The following is a 21,016-nucleotide window of genomic DNA, read 5'->3' on the forward strand; positions in this document are numbered from 1 at the left end:
CCGCCCATGCTAGACGGGCGGGCGCGGGGGGTCAAGCCGGGGCGTCGGGCGGGAACTGCACGCCGCCGAGGCGCTGGTTGAGGTCGGCGGCGAGAGACAGCAGGCGCCCGTCACTCGCGGCGGGGCCGGTGAGGAGGACGCCGGTCGGGGCGCCCTCGTGGGGGCCGGTCGGCACGGTGACGCTGGGATAACCCGCCTTGGCCCCCACCGCGTACCCGTGCAGCCCCGGCCACAGCAGCGCGTCGAGCCCCAGGGCGAAGAGGGGGTCGAGGCCGCGCGTCCGGGCGAGGTCGAGGTCGCGGGCGCGGGCCTCGCGGTACGCCCGCTCGCCGAGGTCGCCGCGCGTGCCCTGGGCGGCGTAGAGGAGCGCCTGCCCGTACCGCTGGAAGCGCTCAGGGTCGGCGTCGTTGCCCTCAATGACCTCCGCGAGGCTGCGGGGACCGTCCTTCACCCCCGCGAGGTAGGCGTTCAGGTCGTGCTTGAACTCGTACACGAGGACCTCGAAGCGCCAGCCGCTCAGCTCGTCGGCGGTGGGGAGGGTCACGTCGCGCACCCTTGCGCCCCCTTCCCGCAGGGCTTCTTCCGCGCGGGCGAGGGAGGCGCGCCCCTCTTCCGACACGGGAGAGCCGGGCGGGTCGCGCAGCACGCCGATCTCCGCCCCCTTGAGGGCCCCCGGACGCAGGGTGAGGTTGGGGACGGGCAGGAGGCGGCTCGCCGGGTCGGCGTCGTCGGGTCCGGCCATCACCGAGAGGAGGAGGGCGGCGTCGCGCGCACTCCTCGTGATCGGCCCGGCGGTGTCCTGGCTGTGGGAGATGGGCACCACGCCCGTCCGGGGAATCAGGCCCACGGTGGGCTTGAGCCCGATCACCCCGTTCTGCTGCGCCGGGCTGAGGATGCTCCCGCTCGTCTCGGTGCCCACCGCCGCCACGCACAGCCGGGCCGCGACCGCCACGCCGCTCCCGCTCGACGACCCGCCCGTGTCGAGCCCCTCGCCCCAGGGATTGACCGTCTGCCCGCCCGCCCCGGAGTACCCATTGGGCATCCCCAGCGTCATGAAGTTCGCCCACTCGGTCAGGTTCGCCTTGCCGAGGATGACGGCTCCGGCGGCGCGGAGACGGGCGACGAGGGGGGCGTCCTGGGCGGGAACGTGCCGTGTCATCAGCAGGCTCCCCGCCGTCGTCGGCAACCCCGCCACGTCGATGTTGTCCTTGATCAGGATGGGGAGGCCGTGCAGGGGACCGCGCCGCTCGGGGGGCAGGGCGTCGAGCCGGGTCGCGTCCGCCTCCGCCGCCTCGTTCACGGTGATGACGGCGCGCAGACGCGGGTTGTGGGCGTGCAGGCGCTTGAGATACACGCGGGTGACTTCCAGCGCGGTCAGGTCGCCCCGGCGCGTGGCCCCGCTCAGCGAGGCGGCGTCGAGGTCGAGCACGGGGTCAGGGGTGACGGGAGACACCCCGGCAGTCTAGTTCAGGCGGGGACGGGGTTCAGCCCTCTCCACGGACCGATACGCTAGCCTGCCCCCATGAACGGGCATCAGGGCGCGCAGGTGGACGAGCAAAGGCCAGAGACGGCGCCACACCTCACCGTCGCCTTCCAGGGCAATCCCGGTGCCTACGGGGAGATCGCGGCCCTCAACGCCCTGAAAAGCGCGGGCGTCCCCCACTCCGGCGTCACCACGCGCGGCTACCCCACCTTCCACGAGGTCGCGCGGGCCGTCGAGGGGGGCGAGGCCGACTACGGCACCCTGCCCGTGGAGAACAGCCTGATGGGCGCGATCCACCAGGCCATCGACCTCCTGAGCGAGACCGAACTCCACGTCGTCGGCGAGGTCGTCGTGCGGGTGAGCCACTGCCTGATGGCGCTGCCCGGCGTGCAGGTCGAGGATGTGCGGCGGGTGATCTCGCAGCAGCCCGCGCTCGACCAGTGCACGGGGCTGATCCGCAAGTACGGCCTGCAACCCGTCCCGGGACACGACACGGCGGGCAGCGCCAAGGACCTTGCAGCACGGGGCGCCCGCGACGAGGCCGCCATCGCCTCCGCCCGCGCCGCCGAGCTGTACGGCCTGGACATCCTCGCCCGCGAGATCGAGGACGAGCCCTTCAACTTCACCCGCTTCATGCTCCTCGCCCGCCATGAGCCCGCTTCCTCGGACATGCCGCACAAGACCAGCCTCGTCTTCGCCGTGCGGCACACCCCCGGTTTTCTCGTCGAGACGCTGAATGAACTGCGCGGCCTGAACCTCTCGCGCATCGAGTCGCGCCCCCGCCGCGACCGCGCCTGGAGCTACCTGATGTACGTGGACATCGAGGGCAATGCCCGTGACCCCCAGGTCGCTCAGGCCCTCGCCGGGGTGCTGAGAAAGGCGAGCTACGCGAAGATCATCGGGAGTTATCCGAGGGCGGCGGAGACGGTGGGGTGAGGGTATAGGCCAAGGACGAGGAGTCGGAGGACCACATCTGTAAAGAAGATATACTTTCCTCATGGCTGCACAACAACGCCTTCAAATAATTGAACGTGATGGAAACCCCGAATTACTCATCGATGGCGATGTTGTTTCGCCATAAATGTATAATTTTAAATTGCTTCGTTATAGGCTAGACAAACAAGACTTTGACTCTTCAACATCCGCCCATAACACACATAGGTATACTATTGCATTGCCCTCTTCCAAGGACGCAGATCTGTTTAACAATCTAACGTTATCAGATGCAGAAGATCTTACAGTGACACTCGACCGCAGTATATTTGTATTCAAGGCACCCTTCATTGAAAGCGGTTTCCTACGGCTTGACTTTTCTTCCGGTGCAACTTCATACGAAATTGAATATAAGTATGACGATTGGTCACATAGGTTCTCACCGAGAGATTTTACCGGAGAGGTTGGCAAACTGTATTATAATTATTTTGGGGATGATTATAATTTGGAAGAAGTTTACGAGCTAGGAATCGTTTTTCCGAAAGAGACAAAGGCCAAAGATTGCATAATTGATTCTATAAATTTAATAGAGTCAATCATAGATGAGGCGTTTGAGAATTTGAATCATGAACAAGCGGATAATATTGTTCGGTTCGAATTTAAATTTCCTGAGCATCTTAAATATGCCTGCGAACAATATTTAATTTATTTCGGTCAGTTTCTCAGAGATGCAGGCGAGAAGGTGGACATTGAGCTATCGCACTATGGAGAGCGAACTCTCTTTTCAGTTATCCCAGAAGATAAGCAGATTGGCTTGGCAAGAATACATCAGGCTTTAACAATTTACCTACAGCTTAGCGAAAGCAGGAGTGTTATAGATTCGGCTTCTTTAGCAGAGTCACGACTACAGATGGTTATATCAGGATACCAATCACAAATTATGTCACTACAAGCTGAAAAACAAGCTAAAAACCTGGAGCTACAGTCAGCGAAGTATATAATCACAAACCAACAGCAGTTGATAGTTAATCAGAATCAGGTATTGTTTAGCCAGGGCGAGACGATCTTGGCACAGTCAAGAGCTTTACTTGAATCTTCCAGGACGGAAAATATTCTCGCTGGTTCCTTGAAAGACAAGCAGGGTGAAACAGAAGATGTTGTGCCAGGATTGGTGAGGGTAAAATCTTATGATTTAGGCCCCATTCAGCTTGACATACCTACCGCATTGCGCAAAGTCAAAGAAATACTGCTCAGGGGTTTAAAATAATTTAAGATTTTACATATAGTTCAGCGTGCGTACTTTTTAGATTCTGTGCTTGGTTTAATCCGGCGCTCTTTAAATTTGATTTACAACAAAATATTTAAGGTTTTCTATCCATTGTTTCCACTTGGCCTATACGTTTTTAGCTCCCCAACAGACCCCTCCCCTTGTCTGCCCTTCCCCACCTTCTCCCCTCCCCACCCCGCGCTATGCTTCTGAAGTCGTGCCGCTGGCACGGCCATCCAGAGCGCCCGAGGGCTTTTCCCGCCCACTGACGGCGCGGCAACCGGCCCCCATCACGGCAGCGGTGCTCCACGGGAAAGCTCCTGCCACACGCGGCCAACGATGGCGCGGCGGGAGGCGATGGCCCAGAGGCGGCGCTAGAGGCGCATTCGAGGTTTCACGGGCTGCTGAGGAAGTTAAGGCGGCCCGTCTTTCGACCGGGGTGATTGGAATGGCGGCAGACACACGCGACATTCGCGCACACGCGCGGGAACGGATTCTGGTGCTCGACGGGGCCTGGGGCACCATGCTCCAGCGGGCGGGGCTGACGGAGGGCGACTTCCGCTGGGATGAGGCCGACCCCCTGCGGATGTACCGGGGCAACTTCGACCTGCTGCAACTCACCCGGCCCGACGTGATCAAAGGCGTTCACCGGGCGTACTTCGAGGCGGGCGCGGACATCGCCTCCACGAACACCTTCAACTCGACCGTGATCTCGCAGGCGGATTACGGCACGGAGCATCTGGCCCGCGCGATGAACGAGGCGGGCGCGAGGCTGGCCCGCGAGGTCGCCGACGAGTTCACGGCCCGTGACGGTCGTCCCCGCTGGGTCGCCGGGTCGGTCGGCCCCACCAACCGCACGGCCACCCTCTCCCCCGACGTGGAGCGGCCCGAGTTCCGCAACGTCACCTTCGACGATCTGGTCGCCGCGTACACCGAACAGGTGGAGGGGCTGATCGCGGGCGGCGCCGACCTCATCCTGATCGAGACTGTGTTCGACACCCTGAACGCGAAGGCGGCCCTCTTCGCATGCGAGGAAGTGTTTGCCAGGGACGGGAAGACCCTCCCCATCATGCTGTCGGGGACGATCACGGACGCTTCGGGGCGCACGCTGAGCGGGCAGACGCCAGAAGCGTTCGCGGTGAGCACCGAGCACGCGAACCTCTTCAGCCTGGGGTTGAACTGCGCGCTGGGGGCGGACCTGCTGCGACCCCACCTGCGGGCCATCGCGGCGAACACGGAAGCGCTCGTCTCCGTCCACCCCAACGCGGGATTGCCGAACGCCTTCGGGGAGTACGACGAGACGCCCGAGCACACGGCCTCCGTGTTGCGTTCCTTCGCGGAAGAGGGGCTGGTCAACATCGTGGGCGGCTGCTGCGGGACGACACCGGAGCACATTCGCGCGATTGTGGAGGCTGTCTCTGGTCTTCCTCCCCGCACCGCTCCCAAGCTGCCGCCCTACCTCCGCCTGAGTGGGCTGGAAGCCTTCACCGTCACGCCCGAGACGAACTTCGTGAACGTGGGCGAGCGGACGAACGTCACGGGCAGCCCAAAGTTCAGCAAGGCGATCCTAGCGGGCGACTACGACGCAGGGCTGAAGATCGCCCGGCAACAGGTCCAGAACGGCGCGCAGCTTGTGGACGTGAACTTCGACGAGGGGATGCTGGACGGCGAGGCGGCGATGGTGAAATTCGTCAACCTCCTCGCGGGGGAGCCGGACATTTCCCGTGTTCCGCTGATGCTCGACTCCTCGCGCTGGGAGGTGCTGGAGGCGGGCCTCAAGCGGGTGCAGGGCAAGGCGGTCGTGAACTCGATCTCGCTGAAAGACGGGGAGGCGAAGTTTCTGGAGCGTGCCCGGCTGCTGCGCCGCTATGGGGCCGCCGCCGTCGTCATGGCCTTCGACGAGCAGGGGCAGGCGGACAACCTGGAGCGGCGAATTGAGATCACCTCCCGCGCGTACCGGCTGCTGACCGGGGAGGCCGGGTTCCCCCCGCAGGACATCATCTTCGACCCCAACGTGCTAACGGTGGCGACGGGGCTGGAGGAGCACGACCGTTACGCGCTGGACTTCATCGAGGCGACGCGCTGGATCAAGGCGAACCTGCCGGGGGCGCTCGTGTCGGGCGGCATTTCCAACGTCTCCTTCTCCTTCCGGGGCAACAACCACGTCCGCGAGGCGATGCACGCCGTCTTCCTGTACCACGCGATCCGGGCGGGCCTCGACATGGGCATCGTCAATGCGGGGATGCTCGCCGTGTACGACGACATCGAGCCGGAACTGCGCGAGGCGGTGGAGGACGTGATCCTGGCGCGGAGGCCGGACGCGACGGAACGCCTGATTGAGCTCGCGGAGAGCTACAAGGACGTGAAGCGGGAGGCGAGCGCTCAGAGCGCATGGCGTGAATTGCCCGTGGCCGAACGCTTGAAGCACGCCCTCGTCCAAGGCATCACCGACCACGTGACGGAGGACGCGGAGGAGGCGTACCAACTTCTCGGCTCTCCCCTGGCCGTGATCGAGGGGCCGCTGATGGACGGCATGAACGTGGTGGGCGACCTCTTCGGGGCCGGGAAGATGTTCCTGCCACAGGTGGTCAAGTCGGCCCGCGTGATGAAACGCGCCGTTGCCCACCTCACTCCCTACCTGGAGGCCGAGCAGACGGGGAGCAGCGGGAAGGGCAAGATCCTCCTCGCCACCGTGAAGGGCGACGTTCACGACATCGGCAAGAACATCGTGGGCGTGGTGCTGGCCTGCAACGGGTATCAGGTGACTGACCTCGGCGTGATGGTGCCGGGCGAGAAGATTCTGGACGAGGCGAAGCGGTTGGGGGCGGATGTCATCGGTCTCTCCGGCCTGATCACCCCCAGCCTCGATGAGATGGTGAACGTGGCGCGGGAGATGACACGGCGGGGCGTGAAAACACCACTCCTAATCGGCGGCGCCACGACCAGCCGCGCGCACACGGCGGTCAAGATCGACCCCGCGTACGACGGCACGGTCGTCCACGTCCTCGACGCGAGCCGCGCCGTCGGCGTGGTGGGCGACCTTCTTTCCGATGCCAAGGCCGTGCAGGAACGCACCCGCACCGAGTACGAGGCCCTGCGCGAACGGCACGGCGAGCGGCAGGTGCGGCTGATCCCGCTGGGCGAGGCCCGCGAGCGTGCCCCCCGCCTCTCCCCCGCCGCCGTGCCTGCGCCGCACGTGCCGGGCCGGACGGTCATCGAGCAGCCCATATCGGAACTCCTCGCCTACATCGACTGGACGCCCTTTTTAATCGCGTGGGAGATGAAGGGCATCTACCCGAACATCCTCACCGACCCCCTGCGCGGCGCGGAGGCCCGGAAGCTCTTCGACGACGCGCAGGCGCTCTTGCGACGGGTCATCGAGGAGAACCTGATGACGGCGCGTGGCGTGATCGGCCTGTGGCCCGCCCACCGCGAGGGGGACGACATCGTGGTGGAGACGGGGGCGGTGGAGGCTGTCAAAGCGGACACGCTCGACCACCAGACGCACGAGCTGGCGGCGGGTCGCGCTCCCCTGCCCCCCGTCACCCGACTCCACACCCTGCGCCAGCAGCGCGACCAGACGACGCCGAATACCGCGCTGGCGGACTTCGTGAGCCTGCGTGGCGATCACCTCGGCGCCTTCGCGGTCGCCATCCACGGGGCCGAGGAACTCGCCCGCGAATACGAGAGGCAGCACGACGACTACATGAGCATCCTGACCAAGGCGGTCGCTGACCGGCTGGCTGAAGCCTTCGCCGAAAAGCTCCACCGCGACGTGCGGACGGGGTACTGGGGCTACGCGACCGACGAGACCCTGAGCAACGACGACCTGATCCGCGAGCGTTACGACGGCATCCGCCCCGCCCCCGGCTACCCCGCTCAACCCGACCACACCGAGAAGCGCACCATTTTCGGCCTGCTGAACGCCGAGGAGATCGGCCTCAAGCTCACCGAGTCCTGCGCGATGACGCCCGCCGCCGCCGTCTCCGGCCTCTACTTCGCCCACCCCGAGGCGCGTTACTTCGCCGTGGGGCGTATCGGACGCGATCAGGTGGAGGAGTACGCCGAGCGCAAGGGCTGGACCCTGGAGGAGGCGGAGCGGTGGCTGGGACCGATCCTGGCCTACGACCCTGGGAAGCTCCCGGCACCGCCCCCCCAGCCCACGGCCCACTCCCCACAACCCGTGAGGGGCGCCCGGTGACCACCCGCGTCTCCGTCGAACTCGTCCCCCGTTCCCGCAGCGGCCTGCGCGCCGAGTTGGAGGTTGTGGCGCAGCACCTGCCCGCCGTGGACACGGTGAATATCCCCGACCTGACCCGCTACTCGACGCGCTCGTGGCAGGGGTGCGCGCTGGCCCGGCCCCGTTACCGGGCGATTCCCCACGTCCGGTCGGTGGACCTCAACCCGCGCGAGCCGCTGGCGATGGCACAGACGCTGGACGCGGCAGGTATCGACGAGGTGCTGATCATCACCGGGGACGCCCCCGCCGACATGAGCGCCAGGGTGTACGACGTGGACGCGGTGGGGGCGATCCGCCGCTTCCGGCGCGAGCTGCCGCACGTGCGGGTGTACGCGGGGCTGGACCCCTACCGCCAGAGCTTCGCCCGCGAGCGCGACTACCTGGAGCGCAAGCTCGACGCCGGGGCCTGCGGCTTTTTCACCCAGCCCTTCTTCGACCTGCGCCTGATGGACGCCTACGCCGACCTGATCCCGGGGGGCGCCGAGATGTGGTGGGGGGCGACCACCGTGCTGACGGAATCAACCCTCAACTACTGGCGGGCGCGCAACCACGCCGTCTTTCCGCGCACCTTCGAGCCGACCCTGGCGTGGAACCGCCGCTTTGCCGCACAGATGTTGGCGTTCGCGAGAGAAAGGGACCACCACGCCTACTTCATGCCGGTGAAGGCGGACGTGCGGGAGTACCTGGAGGGGATCGTCTAGGAGAGGGCAGCACAAAGCCCCGGCTCCTGCCGGGGCATCGGGGACGGCGGAGAGCTGACCGCCGGGCGCCTTTCTACGAGTTGTCCACCACGAGGACGAACGACCGGCTCACCTTCCCGTTCGCGGGCACGTCCACCCGCAGCTCGGCGGCCGGGTTCTGGCCCCGCGCCACGCCGTCGATGCTGACCCGGCGCCCCCCCACCCGCTCGGTCACCTCGGCGCGCACGGGGCGGTCCTTGCCGTTCTCGAAGGTGTAGGTCACCCGGTAGGTCGTGCGGACGGCGTTGCCCTGGGCATTGCGCTGGTTGACGTTCGTCTGCACCGCGCGCTCGAAGCGGACGTCCGGGTCGTCGCCCAGGCTGAACTCGGTCTCGGCGCCCTTCGCCGTCTCGGAGATCGTCGTCTGCCCGACGATGCGCCCTTCCTCGCGGACGGTCAGCGGACCGCCGGGCAACCTCTCGTCGGCCTTGAAACGGTAGAAGCGGCTCAGCGGCCCCGAGGAGTTCTGCGGCGTGAAATAGGTGTTCAGGCCTGCGTACCGCTCGAACGCCGTGAGCTTCGGCGTCAGGAAGGGCAGGGTGACGACCGCGTTGGCGGGGAGGGTGAAGGGCGAGGAGAGGGCGTAGCGGTACAGGCCGCGCAGTTCGCCGAGGGTGTTGATCTTGGGGGCGGCGGGGGCTGCCACAGTGTCCGCCGCCGTCGTGCGGGCCTCCAGCGCGAACGGCACGGGCGGTCCCCCCTGGATATTCACGTCTCCCGCGTACAGCTCCGTCCCCCGCACGTCGTAGGCGAGGTCGGTGGCGTTGCGGATGTCGGCGAGGGCCGAGAGCTGCGCGCCCGTCGTGCTCGCCTTCAGCGTGTAGCGCGGCGACCACGTGACCGCGCGGGTGAGGTAGGACAGGGTGCCCGTCCCGGGTTGCGGCAGCGTGAAAGTCAGCGTCTGGTTGGGCGAGAGGGGGTTGGGCGGCGGGGGCACGTCGAACGCAAGGTCCTCGTACCGCGCGGTGCGGTAGCGGCCCTGCCCGTCGCGGATCAGCAGGTCGCGGGCGCGGACGAGGGTCACGCTCTCCTGCGTCCCGTCCTCCCGCCGCAGATACACCGTCCTCCCCTCCAGCGAGGCGAGCCAGTTCGCCTCCTGACGCTGCACCGCGCCCGTGAAGGTCAGGCCGTCGAGGTCGAGGGTGCCGGGGATCAGGCCCGCCCAGGCCGCTTCCGGCAGGGTGACCGAGAGCGTGTTGCCGGTCGCCCGCACGGGTTCGCGGACCTCGCTGAAGCTGGGATAGATGCGCAGGTCTGCCGCCGAGGCCGTGCCGAGCAAGAGAGCCGCCGCCATGAGAATGCGTTGCATGGCCGCATCCTGCCGCGCCCTCAATTGTGACGTGTGAGAGGTTTAGTCAGAAATGCGACAGCTTGCGGGGGAGAGGCGGCGACCCCGACCAGAAAGCGCCCCCGCACGGGGCGAGGGCGGCCGATCACCGAAGGCTGAGAAATTACAGAATGTCGTCGCGGATGCAGGCCTTGAAGTGGCCCGGCGCGACCTCACGCAGCTCGGGCACGACCTTGGAGCACTCGTCCACCGCGTAGCGGCAGCGGGTGCGGAACACGCAGCCACTGGGCGGGTTGATCGGGCTGGGGATGTCGCCCTCCAGAATGATCCGCTGGCGCTTGACGGTGGGGTCGGGCACCGGGGCGGCCGAGAGCAGCGCCTCGGTATAGGGATGCTTGGGGTTGCGGTTCAGCTCGCGGCTGGGCGCGATCTCCATCACCCGGCCCAGGTACATCACGATGATCCGGTCGCAGATGTACTCCACCACCGCGAGGTCGTGCGCGATAAACAGCACCGTCAGGCCCAGCTCCTCCTGAAGGTCCTGAAGGAGGTTGACGACCTGCGCCTGGATCGACACGTCCAGCGCCGAGACCGGCTCGTCCGCCACGATGAACGACGGATTGACCGCGAGCGCCCGGGCGATCCCGATGCGCTGGCGCTGCCCGCCCGAGAATTCGTGCGGATAGCGCCGCATGTGCTCAGGGCGCAGGCCGACCTTCTGGAGCAGTTCGGCGATGCGGTCCACCCGCTCGCGGCCCGGGTGCAGGTTGTGGATCTGCATGGCCTCGCCGATGATGTCGGAGACCGTCATGCGCGGGTTGAGCGACGCGAAGGGGTCCTGGAAGATGATCTGCATCTCGCGGCGGTAGTCGCGCAGCTCGCCCTTGCTGAGCTTGGTGATGTCCTTGCCGTTGAAGATCACCTGCCCGCCGGTCGGCTCGATCAGGCGCAGGATCGCGCGGCCCGCCGTCGTCTTGCCCGAGCCCGACTCGCCCACCAGGCCGACGACCTCGCCCCGGCCGAGCTGGAAGGACACGTCGTTGACGGCCTTCACGTTCGCCACCACCCGCGAGAGCAGCCCGCCCCGGATCGGGAAGTACTTTTCGAGGTTGCGCACGTCGAGCAGGGTCTCGCCGGTGGCGGGCACGGGGCGCGCAGCCGTGCTGAGGTTGACCACGGTGGTCATGCGCCCACCCCTTCCTGCGCGCGCTCGAACTCGTGCCAGCGGATGCAGCGGGCCGTGTGGCCCCCGCCCGTGTCGTACAGCGGCGGCACGGCCTCACGGCACTCGGGCACCGCGAACTTGCACCTCGGCTCGAAGGGGCAGCCGGGCGGCAGGTTCAGCGGATTGGGCACGTTGCCGGGAATCGCCTCCAGCCGCGCCTTAGGCTGGCCCGGCTCGCGGTCCTGGGGACGCGGCACCGAGTTGAGCAGCCCCATCGTGTAAGGGTGACGGGGTGCTTTGAAGATCTCCACCACGTCGCCCTCCTCCACCACGCGCCCGCCGTACATCACGACCACCCGGTCGGCCATCTCCGCCACCACCCCGAGGTTGTGGGTGATGAAGAGGATGCTCATGCCGACCTCCTTCTGGAGGTTGCGCATCAGGTCGAGGATCTGTGCCTGGATCGTCACGTCGAGCGCGGTGGTGGGCTCGTCGGCGATCAGCAGGGCGGGCTTGCACGAGAGGGCCATCGCGATCATCACGCGCTGGCGCATCCCGCCCGACATCTGGTGGGGGTACTCGTTGACACGCTTTTCGGGCGCCGGGATGCCGACGAAGCGCAGCATGTCGGTCGCCACGCCCATCGCGTCGCGCTTGTTCTTGCCCTGGTGGAGCATCACGGCCTCGGCGATCTGGTCCCCCACCGTGTAGACCGGGTTGAGGCTGGTCATCGGCTCCTGGAAGATCATCGAGATGTCGTTGCCGCGAATCTTGCGCATCTCGGCTTCCGGCAGCTTCGTGATGTCCTTTTGCACGCCGTCCTTGCCGACGAACAGGATCTCGCCGTCCACGATCTTGCCGGGCGGGGAGGCGATCAGGCGCATGATCGAGAGGCTGGTGACGCTCTTGCCCGAGCCCGACTCGCCCACCACCGCCAGGGTCTCGCCCTTCTTGATGTGGAAGGTCACCCCGTCCACGCTTTTCACCACACCGTCGTCCGTGTAGAAGTACGTCTTCAGGTTGTTGACCGCCAGCAGCGTCTCGCTCGGCGAGGGCGTCGTCTGAACCGGAGTGGGCAGGGTCATCTGGCCTCCGTGGAGCACAGGCTTGAACACATGGGGGGATCATACAGTCCCGGTGGGCCCTGCGTGTGGCCCGCGCCCGGGTCTCCGCGTCCCCGCATTACTGCCGCTTGCGCGGATCGAAGGCATCGCGCAGCCCGTCGCCCAGAAGCTGGAAGCACATCACCGTCAGCACGATGAAAAAGCCCGGGATCAGCACCCAGGGCCGCTGGGTGATGGAGGCGAAGCCCCCCTCCTGCGCCTGGCTGAGCAGGCTGCCCCACGACACGTAAGGCTCGACCGCCCCGATCCCGAGAAAACTCAGGCCCGATTCCGTCAGGATCGCGCCGGGAATCCCGAGGCTGAGCAGCACGATCACGTACGTCGTCATGGTGGGCAGCATGTGGCGCCACATGATCCGGCCGTTCCCGGCCCCCAGCGCCCGCGCCGCCGACACGAAGTCCTGCTCGCGCACGCTCAGGAGTTGTCCGCGCACCACCCGCGCCAGCCCGCCCCACGAGATGAAGGCGAGCAGCCCCAGAATCATGTACAGCGCGAAGATCGGGTTGATGTTCTGCGGAAAGACCGACCGCAGCAGGATCAGCAGGAAGAGCCCCGGGATGGACGCCAGCACCTCCACGAGCCGCATGATCAGCGTGTCCGCGATCCCGCCGAAATACGCCGCCATCGCGCCCATAAACAGGCCGATGACCGTGCTCAGCAGCACCGCTCCCACGCCGATGGTCAGGGAAATCTGCGAGGCGTACATCGTGCGGGTGAAGAGGTCGCGGCCCAGCGCCTCGCCGCCGAAGAGGTACACCTTGCAGTCGGGATTGCCCGTGCCGAAGAGGTGCACGTTGCCGGGAATCAGGCCCAGCAGACGGTACGAGTCGCCCCGCACCCCAAAGTAGATCGGGCAGCGGGTCTGGGTGGGCTTGAACTCGTTGACGAAGGTGTCGAGGTTGAGCTGCTGGGCGTACTGGTACACGTAGGGCCGGGTCAGCCCCCCACCCTGCGGGTCGCGGAAGTGGACCGGCGTGGGCGGGTGGAAGCGGGTGATGTTGGTCGTCGAGTAGTTGGACAGGCCGTCGGGCGCCACGAAGGGCGCGAAGACGGCGAGGGCGTAGAGCAGCAGCAAAAAGGTGCCGCCGATGCGCGCGAGGCGGTTCTTGCGGAACTGGCCCCAGGCGACCGAGAACTGCGACTGCGACTGGGGACGGCGGGCGCGGGCCTGCCGGGGCTGGGGGGCGGTCGTGGTCACGGCAAGCCTTCCTTACGAGACCGACACGCGCGGGTCGACCACCGCGAGGAGGATGTCGCTGATCGCGTTGCCGATGATGAGCAGCACGGTCGTGATCATGGTGAACCCCGCGATGAGGTAGAGGTCCTGGGTGTTGATCGCGTTGAGCAGCATCGGCGTGATGCCGGGGTAGGCGAACACCACCTCGATGAAGCCCGCCCCGCCGATCAGCCCCGGCAGGGTGCCGCCGATCCCCGCCACGATGGGCAAGATCGCGTTGCGGAAGGTGTGCTTCCAGATCGCCGTTCTCTCGCTGACCCCCTTGGCCCGCGCGGTGCGGATGTAGTCCGAGCGCATGACCTCCAGCATCTGCCCGCGGATCACGCGCGTCAGGCCCGCCGCGTCCGTGATCGCCAGGATCAGCGCGGGGACGATCAGGTGCTTGGCGACGTCGAGTGCCTGCCGAAAGGGGCTCAGCTCGGCAAAATTCTCGCTCCTCATCCCGCCGATGGGAATGTCCAGGCCCGTGGCGAAGCGCGCCTGCACGATGAAGTACAGGGCGATCAGCGCGATGAAAAAGCTCGGGAAGCCCAGCAGGAAATACAGCACCACGTTGACGCTCTTGTCGCCGAGCGAGTTCTGGCGCACGGCCCCGAAGACCCCGAGCGGGATGGACACCGCGTAAAAGATCACCAGGATCAGGAGCACCAGCCACAGCGAGTTCACGATGCGCGGCCAGATCACGCCCAGCACGGGCTGCTGGTACTGAAAGGAGAGCCCGAAGTCCCCGCGCAGCATGTTCCCGAGCCACAGCAGGTACTGCTGCCAGACGGGGCGGTCGAGGCCGAAGCTGCGTTCTAAGTTGGCGATCTGCTCGGGGCTGATGTTGGGGTTGAGCTTGGCGGGGGTCAGGAAGTCGCCGGGAGCGAGCGAGATCACGAAAAAGATCAGCAGGCTGGCGAGCAGCAGGGTCGGGATGGCCTGAAGGGCCCGCCGCAGGAGGAATGGAATCATCGGGGCTCCTGTTGATTGCCGTGGGGCTCATGCAGTGGGGGCAGCCCGCTTGCGCGAGCCACCCCCGGGTGCGCGGTGGCGGGTCCGTTACTTGATGAACGTCAGGGCGATGTTGCGCGCGCCGTAGTAGGCGTCCATCATCTCGCGCGAGTACTCGCCGCCCAGCCGCTCGTTGTAGGTCACGTGGTAGTTGCCGCCCACGAGGTAGACCACCGGCTGGAGTTCGGCCTCGGCCTTCAGGAGCTGCGCCCCGATGGCCCGGCGCTGGGCCACGTTCAGGGTGGCGTCACCCTGGTAGTACAGCTTGGTCATCAAGGACTCCTGCGGGGTCAGGCAGGCGCCGCTCGTGGGGTTGTTGTACGAGTGCAAGTTGGTGCCGCAGGGCGTGACGTTTTGCCCGAAGGGCCAGATGTTGTCGCCGCCCGAAAGGCCCAGCAGGATCGCGTCGAAGGGCCGGTTCTCGCCCTTGGCGGTGAGCTGCCCCACGAGGTTGTTGAAGTCGATGGGCGTGAAGTTGACCTTGACGCCGACCTTCCTCGCCTCATCCGCGAAGATGCGCCCGAGCTGCTCGCGCACGGTGTTGCCCGCGTTCGTGGCAAGGTTGAACTCCAGCACCTTGCCCGCGCCATTGACGAGGTAGCCCTGGGCGTTTTTCTTGGTGTACCCGATCTGCGAGAGCAGCCGGGTCGCCTGCGCGAGGTCGTAGCGGTACTTGGGCGCCGCGTCGCTGATGTAGTTCTTGAAGATCGGGTAGACCGAGTAGTAGTTCTCGCTGCCCAGGCCGCCCAGCGCGAGCTGCACCATCGCCTGACGGTTGGCGATGTGGCTCATCGCGCGCCGGAAGCGCACGTCGCGGAAGAGGCGCTGCTTGTCGGGGTCCGACGCCTTGTTCCAGTTGAAGGTGATCCACTGGCTCTGGGCCTGCGGGCTCACGTTGGGCGTCAGGGTCGCCTTGAGGTTGCCCCCGTCGATGGCCCGCTTGATCTGCGCGAGGTCGTCGGCGTTGCGCGGCCCGAAGGTGTCGATCTGCCCGGCCAGGTACGCGGCGAGCGCGGCGTTGAGGTCCGTGGTCACCCGGTACGAGTAACGGTCGAGGTACGGCAGCGCCTGACCGCGGCTGTCTTTGTTCCACTCGCCCCAGTAGGGATTTTTCTTGAGGACCGTGCGCTCGCCCGCCTGGTAGCTCTCCAGGGTCCACATGCCGGGAGACACGACCTGGTTGGCGGGCGTGCCCAGCGTCCAGAGCTTCTTGACCGCCTCGGCGCCGCCCGAGCGGTAGGCCGCCCCGAAGATGTGGTCGGGCCAGGGCGTGTAGCTCATCAGCACGAGGGCCTTGGCGCTCTGCTGGGGGAAGTCGAACTGCAACGTGGAGTTGTCGATCTTCTTGACGGTGATGGGCTTCTTGTTCAGGAAGAAGTTGTCGTAGGAGTTGCTGCCCACCTTGTCGTCGGTGTGGATGCGGTAGGTGGTGATCCAGTCGTCGGCGGTGATGGGCTGGCCGTCGCTGAACTTCATCCCCGGACGAATCTTGACCACGAAGCGCCGACCACCGTTGCTGACCGTCGGCGCGCCGTCGGCCATGTAGGGGATCAGCTCATCGTTGCGGGGGTCCTGGATAAAGAGGCCCGCGCCCGCCTCCATCGTGCCGGGGATGCTGGTGGCCTCGGCGTCGGTGAAGGGGTTGATGCTCTTGAAGTCCGAGATGGTGTAGTTGCGGAACTCGCCGCCGCGCTTGTTCGCGGTGTTTTGCTCCGCCGTCCAGGCCGCCGGGTACACGAAGGGCGCCGCGACGGCCGACCCGAGGGTCATCGCCAGGGCAACGAACATTGCTCTTTTCATAGGAAGCCTCCTGAGGCTCGAGTCTGGGGATCAGGAAAAGGGGCACGTCCAGCGCGAACTGAGCGGGCGGGGCAACACATCTGTGAGGGGATTCCAGCGCCGCCAATATATGAACCGACTCCAAAGAGGTCAAGAGGAATCCTTACGTTCCAGCGGCAATTGTTACATACCTATCAAACGAGCGCGGGCTCGGCCCTGGGGAGGAGGTCCGCACCGGGACCGACGGGAAACCGCCGCCCCGATCTGAGGAGCGGCGGTTCACGGAGAAACGTTCAGCGCGAGACGACGCCGATGAGGAGGGCAAGCAGCATGAACAGCCCGCCGAGCACGCTGGTGACGCGAATCAGGCCGCCCTCGACCCCGCGCCCGCCGAGCAGCGAGCCGCCCGACGCCATGCTGGCCGAGAGCCCCGCCTGCTTGGGCACCTGAAGAAGCACGAAGAACACGAGCCCCACGCAGACGAGGGCGAAGAGGACGATGAAGAGGGTCAGAATCATGGATTACCTCGGGAAGGCTGGGGGCGGAGGAGAATCCGACGCTCCGGGGTCGCCCGCCGCAGACCGAAGTCGAGCGACACACTGGCGCCCGGACCAGCCGTTGCCGGACCGACTCTAGCAGGAGTCCCGCCGCATCTCCACCGCCCCTCTCTCCCTGTCTGACCTGCCCACCAAGGCCCCCGCCGGAGGGGCGATTGGAGGGGGATGCCCCTCACCGCGCCGACTTCTGAACGAACGTGCGGAACGTGTCAACCCCCGGTTGGGGTCCCCCACCCCCATTGCAAAGGCTGGCGCGTCCCTGCTCAACTGTTGCGGTGCGTCTTCCCCTTGTCCTGCTCCCCGTCCTGCTGGCCGCCTGCGCGCCCTCCGTCGGTTCTTCCCCTTCTTCCCAACGGCTCGTCAGTCCGGGGCAGGAGTGGCGCATGACGGTCGAGGGCCGGAGGGGGGAGCAGCAACTGCTCGTCGGCAAACTCTACGACCACGGACAGACCGGGTACGACTACGTGGCCGACGAGCACATGGTGGAGGCCCGCAACGTGTGGGAGCGGTTTTACGTGCGCCATGACGACAAGGGAGCGCCCGAGATTCTGACCGTGGTGAGGTTCGAACAGGAGATGGCCGGGCCTGTGCCCCGGGGGTGCTCGGTCCCCCGCCCCGTTCGGGTGGCCCCGGGCGAGTCCTTGCAGGGGATCTACATCGGCGGGGAGGCGGACGAACGGTCTCTCTCGATCTTCCTGCGGCCCCAGGAGCGAGACCTCGCGGCCAACGTGAGCTGCACCCTGACCCGGGTGAAGTAGGCGCTCGCCAGGTCCGGCCCGGGAAGCCGCAGCAATCGGCAGGCCCCCACACGACGCGGGGGCCTGCTCTCCTTGGTGCCGAAGAGGGGACTCGAACCCCTACGGTTTCCCGCTCGATTTTGAGTCGAGTGCGTCTACCGATTCCGCCACTCCGGCCCTCTCGCCCCAGGTCTTCGGGACGGGCGGATGCTAGCGCGTGAGGTGGGCGGGGGTCAAACGGGCTGAGACTCGGGCCGGGCCCCGATGCGGGCGCCCAGGTCACGGCGCATCTGCGCCCCGGGAAAGTCCACCCGGTCCGCGAGGGCGTAGGCCCGGCCCAGCGCGGCGTTCAAGGTGGGCGCCGTGGCCGTCACCGCGAGCACCCGGCCCCCGCTGCTCACGAGCCGCCCTCCCCGCTCGGCGGTTCCGGCGTGGTAGATCACCTCGTCCGGGCCGGGCCCGGGCAGCCCGAGGGGAATGCCTTTCTGCGGCTCGCCGGGATAGCCGGGCGCGGCGAGGACCACGACGGCGCTCGCCCCCTCCCGGAAGCGGACGCTCCCCGGGTCGAGGTGCCCGCGCGCCGCGTCGAGGGCGTGCCGGGCGAGGTCAGAGTCCAGCAGGGGCAGCACCGCCTCGGCCTCGGGGTCGCCGAAGCGGGCGTTGAATTCGACCACCTTCGGGCCGTCCGGGGTCAGCATCAGGCCCGCGTACAGCACGCCCGTGAAGGGATGGCCCTCCCCCCGCATCCCGGCGAGGGCGGGCTCGATGACCCCCGCGCGGATGCGGGCGAGGTCTCCTGCGGAGAGCGGGAAGGGGCAGATCACGCCCATGCCGCCCGTCATGGGGCCCACGTCGCCCTCGTGGACCGTCTTGTGGTCCTGGCTCGGCGGGGTCAGCGCGTACCGCTCGCCGTCGGTCAGCGCGAGGACCGTGACCTCCTGGCCGGTCATGAACTCCTCCAGCACGGCCTGGGCACCCTCCTGCGAGAAGATGTCGCGCAGGGCCGATTGCGCCTCCTCCGCCGTGCGGGCGACCGTGACGCCCTTCCCGGCCCGCAACCCCGCGTCCTTGACGACGAGGGGCAGGGGGTGGGCGGCGGCGTGGATCAGCGCCTCCTCCAGCCTCGTGAAGGAGCGGTGGGCGGCGGTGGGGATGCCGTGCCGGAGCATGAAGGCCTTGCTCCACGCCTTGTCCCCCTCCAGGCGGGCGGCGGCGCGGGTCGGACCGAAGGCGGGCACGCCGCGCTCGCGGCAGGCGTCCACCAGCCCGGCGGCGAGGTACGCCTCGGGGCCCACGATCACGACCTCCACCCCCGCGCGCACGGCGAGGTCGGCGAGCGCATCGGAGTCCTGGGGGCTGGCGAGGACGCGGGCCTGGCGAGCGATGCCGGGGTTCCCGGGTGTGCAGAGGACCTCGTGGCCCGCCCGGACGCAGGCATCCACGATGGCGTGCTCGCGGCCTCCCCCGCCCACGACGAGGACGCGCATCAGCTCCCCTCCCCGCCCCGGGCCGCCGCCCGCCCCCAGTAGCGCACCAGCCCCTGCACGCTCATCCAGGGGGGGCAGGCGAACTCGTAGCGGGCGGGGAGGGCGGGGTCCTGTGCCCGCAGATCGTCCAGCAGCGCCCGGGTGAAGCTCCCGGTGAGGTCGTCCATCCCCTGGCCGCGCTCCAGCCCCTCGCGGACCCGCGCGGCGTCCAGTTCCAGGGTGGCGAGCAGGCCGTCCCAGTGCCCGGCCGAGTTCGGGTGGGCCCCGAAGTGGGCGAGGTGCAGGGTGTGGGCGTCCAGCGCCCGCAGGGTGGCGATACTCTCGCGCCACGCGGGGAGGTTGATGTCGGGCGGCGGGGTGGGGGCGCGCGGGGTCTGCGTGTCACTGAGCCGGATGCCGCCCACGTCCCCCACGAACAGGTCGTCCCTCACGTGATACGCGAGGTGGTGGACGGCGTGCCCCGGCGTGGACAGCGGGCGGACCTCCAGGCCCCCGAGACGCAGGACCTCGCCGCCCGACAGGACCTCCAGCCGCTCCGCGTCGATGGGCCGCATCTCGCCCCACAGGCGGTCCATCTCGCCCCCGTAGATTTGCCCGGCGCTCGCCAGCAGCCGCCCGGGCCGGGAGAGGTGCGCCGCGCCGCGTTCGTGGACGTAGGCCCGCGCCCCCGGCACCCGGCCCAGGACCGTCCCGGCCGCCCCCGCGTGGTCGAGGTGGATGTGGGTGAGGAGGACGTGCCGCACGTCGGCCAGCGAGGCGTTCATGGCCGCCAGGCCCGACTCCAGCCCCGGCAGGGTGCTGCCCGGCCCCACGTCCACGACCGCCAGCCCGTCCCCGGTGTCGAACACCGAGGCGGCGATCACGCCCGGCACCCCCTGGAAGTTCAGGTCGAGGGTGCGCACCGCCGCGCCGGGGCCCGTCACGCCTTCCCCGTCAGGCGGGCGCCCGCGAGCAGGAGGGCCGCCGCGTACTGCACGGCCGCGAAGAGGCGGATCACCCTCACGTTGGCCGCCTTCCGCAGCGGCCCGAGGGTGAGCGCGAGGATCAGGGTCGCGCTCAGCGCGATGAACAGAACGGCGAGCCAGAGCACCATCCCCGGAGTCTACCCGAGGCGGCACGGGCCGCCGCCCGCCACCCCCTCATGAAGCCCCGTCTCCTGTCAGAAGGTTGTGATGAAGACCAGCTTAAGGTCACGGGACCTATGTCACCGTTCCCGCGCCGCCTCCTGACCGTCACGGCCCTCGCCCTCGTCCTGGGAGCCTCGCACGCCGGGGCGCGGAGCCTCACCCAGATCAGGGAGAGCGGCGTGCTGCGGGTGGCGACGCCCGGCGACATCCCACCCTTCACGGTGGGGACGGAGGGCGGCTTTGGCGGCTTTGAGATCGAACTCGTCGAGGAGCTCGCGGGGGACCTCGGCGTGCGGGTGGCCTACACGCGCACCCGCAGCGACGGGCTCATCCAGGCGCTGCAAGAGGACCGGGCCGACGTGGCGCTGGGCGCCCTGGCGCACACGAGCACGCGCGAGAACCGCACGGACTTCACCCGGCCCATCCTCTGCGCGGGCGTGTCGCTGGTGTCGCTCGACGCGCGGCTCAAGGAGACCCGGCAACTGGCGGGCAAGACCATCGGCGTGAGCGCGGGCACGGTCATGCAGGCCTACGTGCAGAAATTTCCCTTCGAGAAGCGCGTCCTGGTGTTTCCCACGAGCGAGGACCTGATCATGGGCGTCCTGACCCGGAGCGTGGACGCCACCTTCGCCTACAGCGCGATGCAGCTCGCCATCCGGCGCCAGTTTCCCAAGGTCCCCGTCCACTTCGGCCCCGAGCTGTGGAGCGTGCCCATCGGCCTGATGCTGCGCGAGGACAACGATTCCACCCGCGCCGCCCTGAACGCCGGCCTGGAGCGCCTCGCCAGAACACCCGCCTACGGCGCCCTGATGACGAAATATTTCGGCAAGGACATGCGCTGCAAGGGCTGAGCCGCGCC

The 21,016-nt window shown here is 67.4% G+C and carries 17 protein-coding genes and 1 tRNA gene; 6 read left to right on the top strand and 12 right to left on the bottom strand.

All coding sequences use genetic code 11. The annotated features are described in order from the left end of the window. Positions 1 to 31 precede the first annotated feature (31 nt). Positions 32 to 1,453 (bottom strand): amidase family protein, encoded by a 1,422-nt coding sequence (locus IC605_RS01450; protein WP_216317938.1) that lies wholly within the window; start codon positions 1,451 to 1,453, stop codon positions 32 to 34. Between the two features lie 69 nt (positions 1,454 to 1,522). Here IC605_RS01450 and IC605_RS01455 point away from each other — a divergent pair, with 69 nt between their 5' ends. The 4 genes from IC605_RS01455 to IC605_RS01470 all read left to right on the top strand — a co-directional run bounded on the left by IC605_RS01455 (position 1,523) and on the right by IC605_RS01470 (position 8,624). Further along, positions 1,523 to 2,419, top strand: coding sequence for a prephenate dehydratase (locus tag IC605_RS01455; protein ID WP_216317939.1), 897 nt, complete (start codon positions 1,523 to 1,525; stop codon positions 2,417 to 2,419). Positions 2,420 to 2,657: 238 nt separating this feature from the next. Continuing rightward, positions 2,658 to 3,683 carry a hypothetical protein gene (locus tag IC605_RS01460; protein ID WP_216317940.1) on the top strand — a complete coding sequence of 342 codons (1,026 nt, stop codon included), beginning with the start codon at positions 2,658 to 2,660 and terminating at the stop codon, positions 3,681 to 3,683. A 448-nt stretch (positions 3,684 to 4,131) separates the two neighbouring features. After that, entirely contained in the window at positions 4,132 to 7,884 is a 3,753-nt protein-coding gene (gene metH, locus IC605_RS01465; protein ID WP_216317941.1) for a methionine synthase, read from the top strand. Then, positions 7,881 to 8,624: a methylenetetrahydrofolate reductase gene (locus IC605_RS01470; RefSeq protein WP_216317943.1), complete on the top strand. Its 744-nt coding sequence runs from the start codon at positions 7,881 to 7,883 to the stop codon at positions 8,622 to 8,624. The genes metH and IC605_RS01470 overlap by 4 nt, the downstream gene beginning before the upstream one ends. A 73-nt stretch (positions 8,625 to 8,697) precedes the next feature. Here IC605_RS01470 and IC605_RS01475 read toward each other — a convergent pair whose 3' ends face one another. The 7 genes from IC605_RS01475 to secG form a co-directional block, all read right to left on the bottom strand. Next, on the bottom strand, positions 8,698 to 9,972 hold the full coding sequence (locus IC605_RS01475; protein ID WP_216317945.1) for a DUF4139 domain-containing protein: 1,275 nt from the start codon (positions 9,970 to 9,972) through the stop codon (positions 8,698 to 8,700). A 142-nt stretch (positions 9,973 to 10,114) separates the two neighbouring features. After that, positions 10,115 to 11,137 carry an ABC transporter ATP-binding protein gene (locus IC605_RS01480; protein ID WP_216317947.1) on the bottom strand — a complete coding sequence of 341 codons (1,023 nt, stop codon included), beginning with the start codon at positions 11,135 to 11,137 and terminating at the stop codon, positions 10,115 to 10,117. Continuing rightward, the gene (locus IC605_RS01485; protein ID WP_216317949.1) at positions 11,134 to 12,201 is read right to left on the bottom strand and encodes an ABC transporter ATP-binding protein; all 1,068 of its coding nucleotides are present in this window, start codon (positions 12,199 to 12,201) and stop codon (positions 11,134 to 11,136) included. Before IC605_RS01485 ends, IC605_RS01480 begins: the two co-directional genes overlap by 4 nt. Before the next feature lie 97 nt (positions 12,202 to 12,298). After that, positions 12,299 to 13,438 carry an ABC transporter permease gene (locus tag IC605_RS01490; protein WP_216317951.1) on the bottom strand — a complete coding sequence of 380 codons (1,140 nt, stop codon included), beginning with the start codon at positions 13,436 to 13,438 and terminating at the stop codon, positions 12,299 to 12,301. Positions 13,439 to 13,450: 12 nt separating this feature from the next. Beyond that, on the bottom strand, positions 13,451 to 14,431 hold the full coding sequence (locus IC605_RS01495) for an ABC transporter permease (protein WP_216317952.1): 981 nt from the start codon (positions 14,429 to 14,431) through the stop codon (positions 13,451 to 13,453). Positions 14,432 to 14,518: 87 nt separating this feature from the next. Further along, positions 14,519 to 16,270, bottom strand: coding sequence for an ABC transporter substrate-binding protein (locus IC605_RS01500; protein WP_216317954.1), 1,752 nt, complete (start codon positions 16,268 to 16,270; stop codon positions 14,519 to 14,521). Between the two features lie 272 nt (positions 16,271 to 16,542). Then, positions 16,543 to 16,767, bottom strand: coding sequence for a preprotein translocase subunit SecG (secG, locus tag IC605_RS01505; protein WP_216317956.1), 225 nt, complete (start codon positions 16,765 to 16,767; stop codon positions 16,543 to 16,545). A gap of 422 nt (positions 16,768 to 17,189) precedes the next feature. On the opposite strand from secG, the gene IC605_RS01510 reads away from it, so the two are divergent. After that, positions 17,190 to 17,564, top strand: a complete 375-nt coding sequence (locus IC605_RS01510; protein WP_216317958.1) for a hypothetical protein — start codon at positions 17,190 to 17,192, stop codon at positions 17,562 to 17,564. Between the two features lie 73 nt (positions 17,565 to 17,637). On the opposite strand, the gene IC605_RS01515 is transcribed toward IC605_RS01510, so the two are convergent. The 4 genes from IC605_RS01515 to IC605_RS01530 all read right to left on the bottom strand — a co-directional run bounded on the left by IC605_RS01515 (position 17,638) and on the right by IC605_RS01530 (position 20,123). Beyond that, positions 17,638 to 17,720: transfer RNA gene (locus tag IC605_RS01515), tRNA-Leu, on the bottom strand. Positions 17,721 to 17,776: 56 nt separating this feature from the next. After that, positions 17,777 to 19,030, bottom strand: a complete 1,254-nt coding sequence (gene purD, locus IC605_RS01520; RefSeq protein ID WP_216317960.1) for a phosphoribosylamine--glycine ligase — start codon at positions 19,028 to 19,030, stop codon at positions 17,777 to 17,779. Continuing rightward, on the bottom strand, positions 19,030 to 19,953 hold the full coding sequence (locus IC605_RS01525; RefSeq protein ID WP_343216462.1) for an MBL fold metallo-hydrolase: 924 nt from the start codon (positions 19,951 to 19,953) through the stop codon (positions 19,030 to 19,032). Before IC605_RS01525 ends, purD begins: the two co-directional genes overlap by 1 nt. Further along, on the bottom strand, positions 19,950 to 20,123 hold the full coding sequence (locus IC605_RS01530) for a hypothetical protein (RefSeq protein ID WP_216317962.1): 174 nt from the start codon (positions 20,121 to 20,123) through the stop codon (positions 19,950 to 19,952). Before IC605_RS01530 ends, IC605_RS01525 begins: the two co-directional genes overlap by 4 nt. A 108-nt stretch (positions 20,124 to 20,231) precedes the next feature. Here IC605_RS01530 and IC605_RS01535 point away from each other — a divergent pair, with 108 nt between their 5' ends. Next, positions 20,232 to 21,008, top strand: a complete 777-nt coding sequence (locus IC605_RS01535) for a substrate-binding periplasmic protein (RefSeq protein ID WP_216317964.1) — start codon at positions 20,232 to 20,234, stop codon at positions 21,006 to 21,008. The last annotated feature ends 8 nt before the right edge of the window (positions 21,009 to 21,016 follow it).

This window comes from Deinococcus aestuarii (assembly GCF_018863415.1).
Taxonomy (GTDB): Bacteria; Deinococcota; Deinococci; order Deinococcales; family Deinococcaceae; genus Deinococcus; species Deinococcus aestuarii.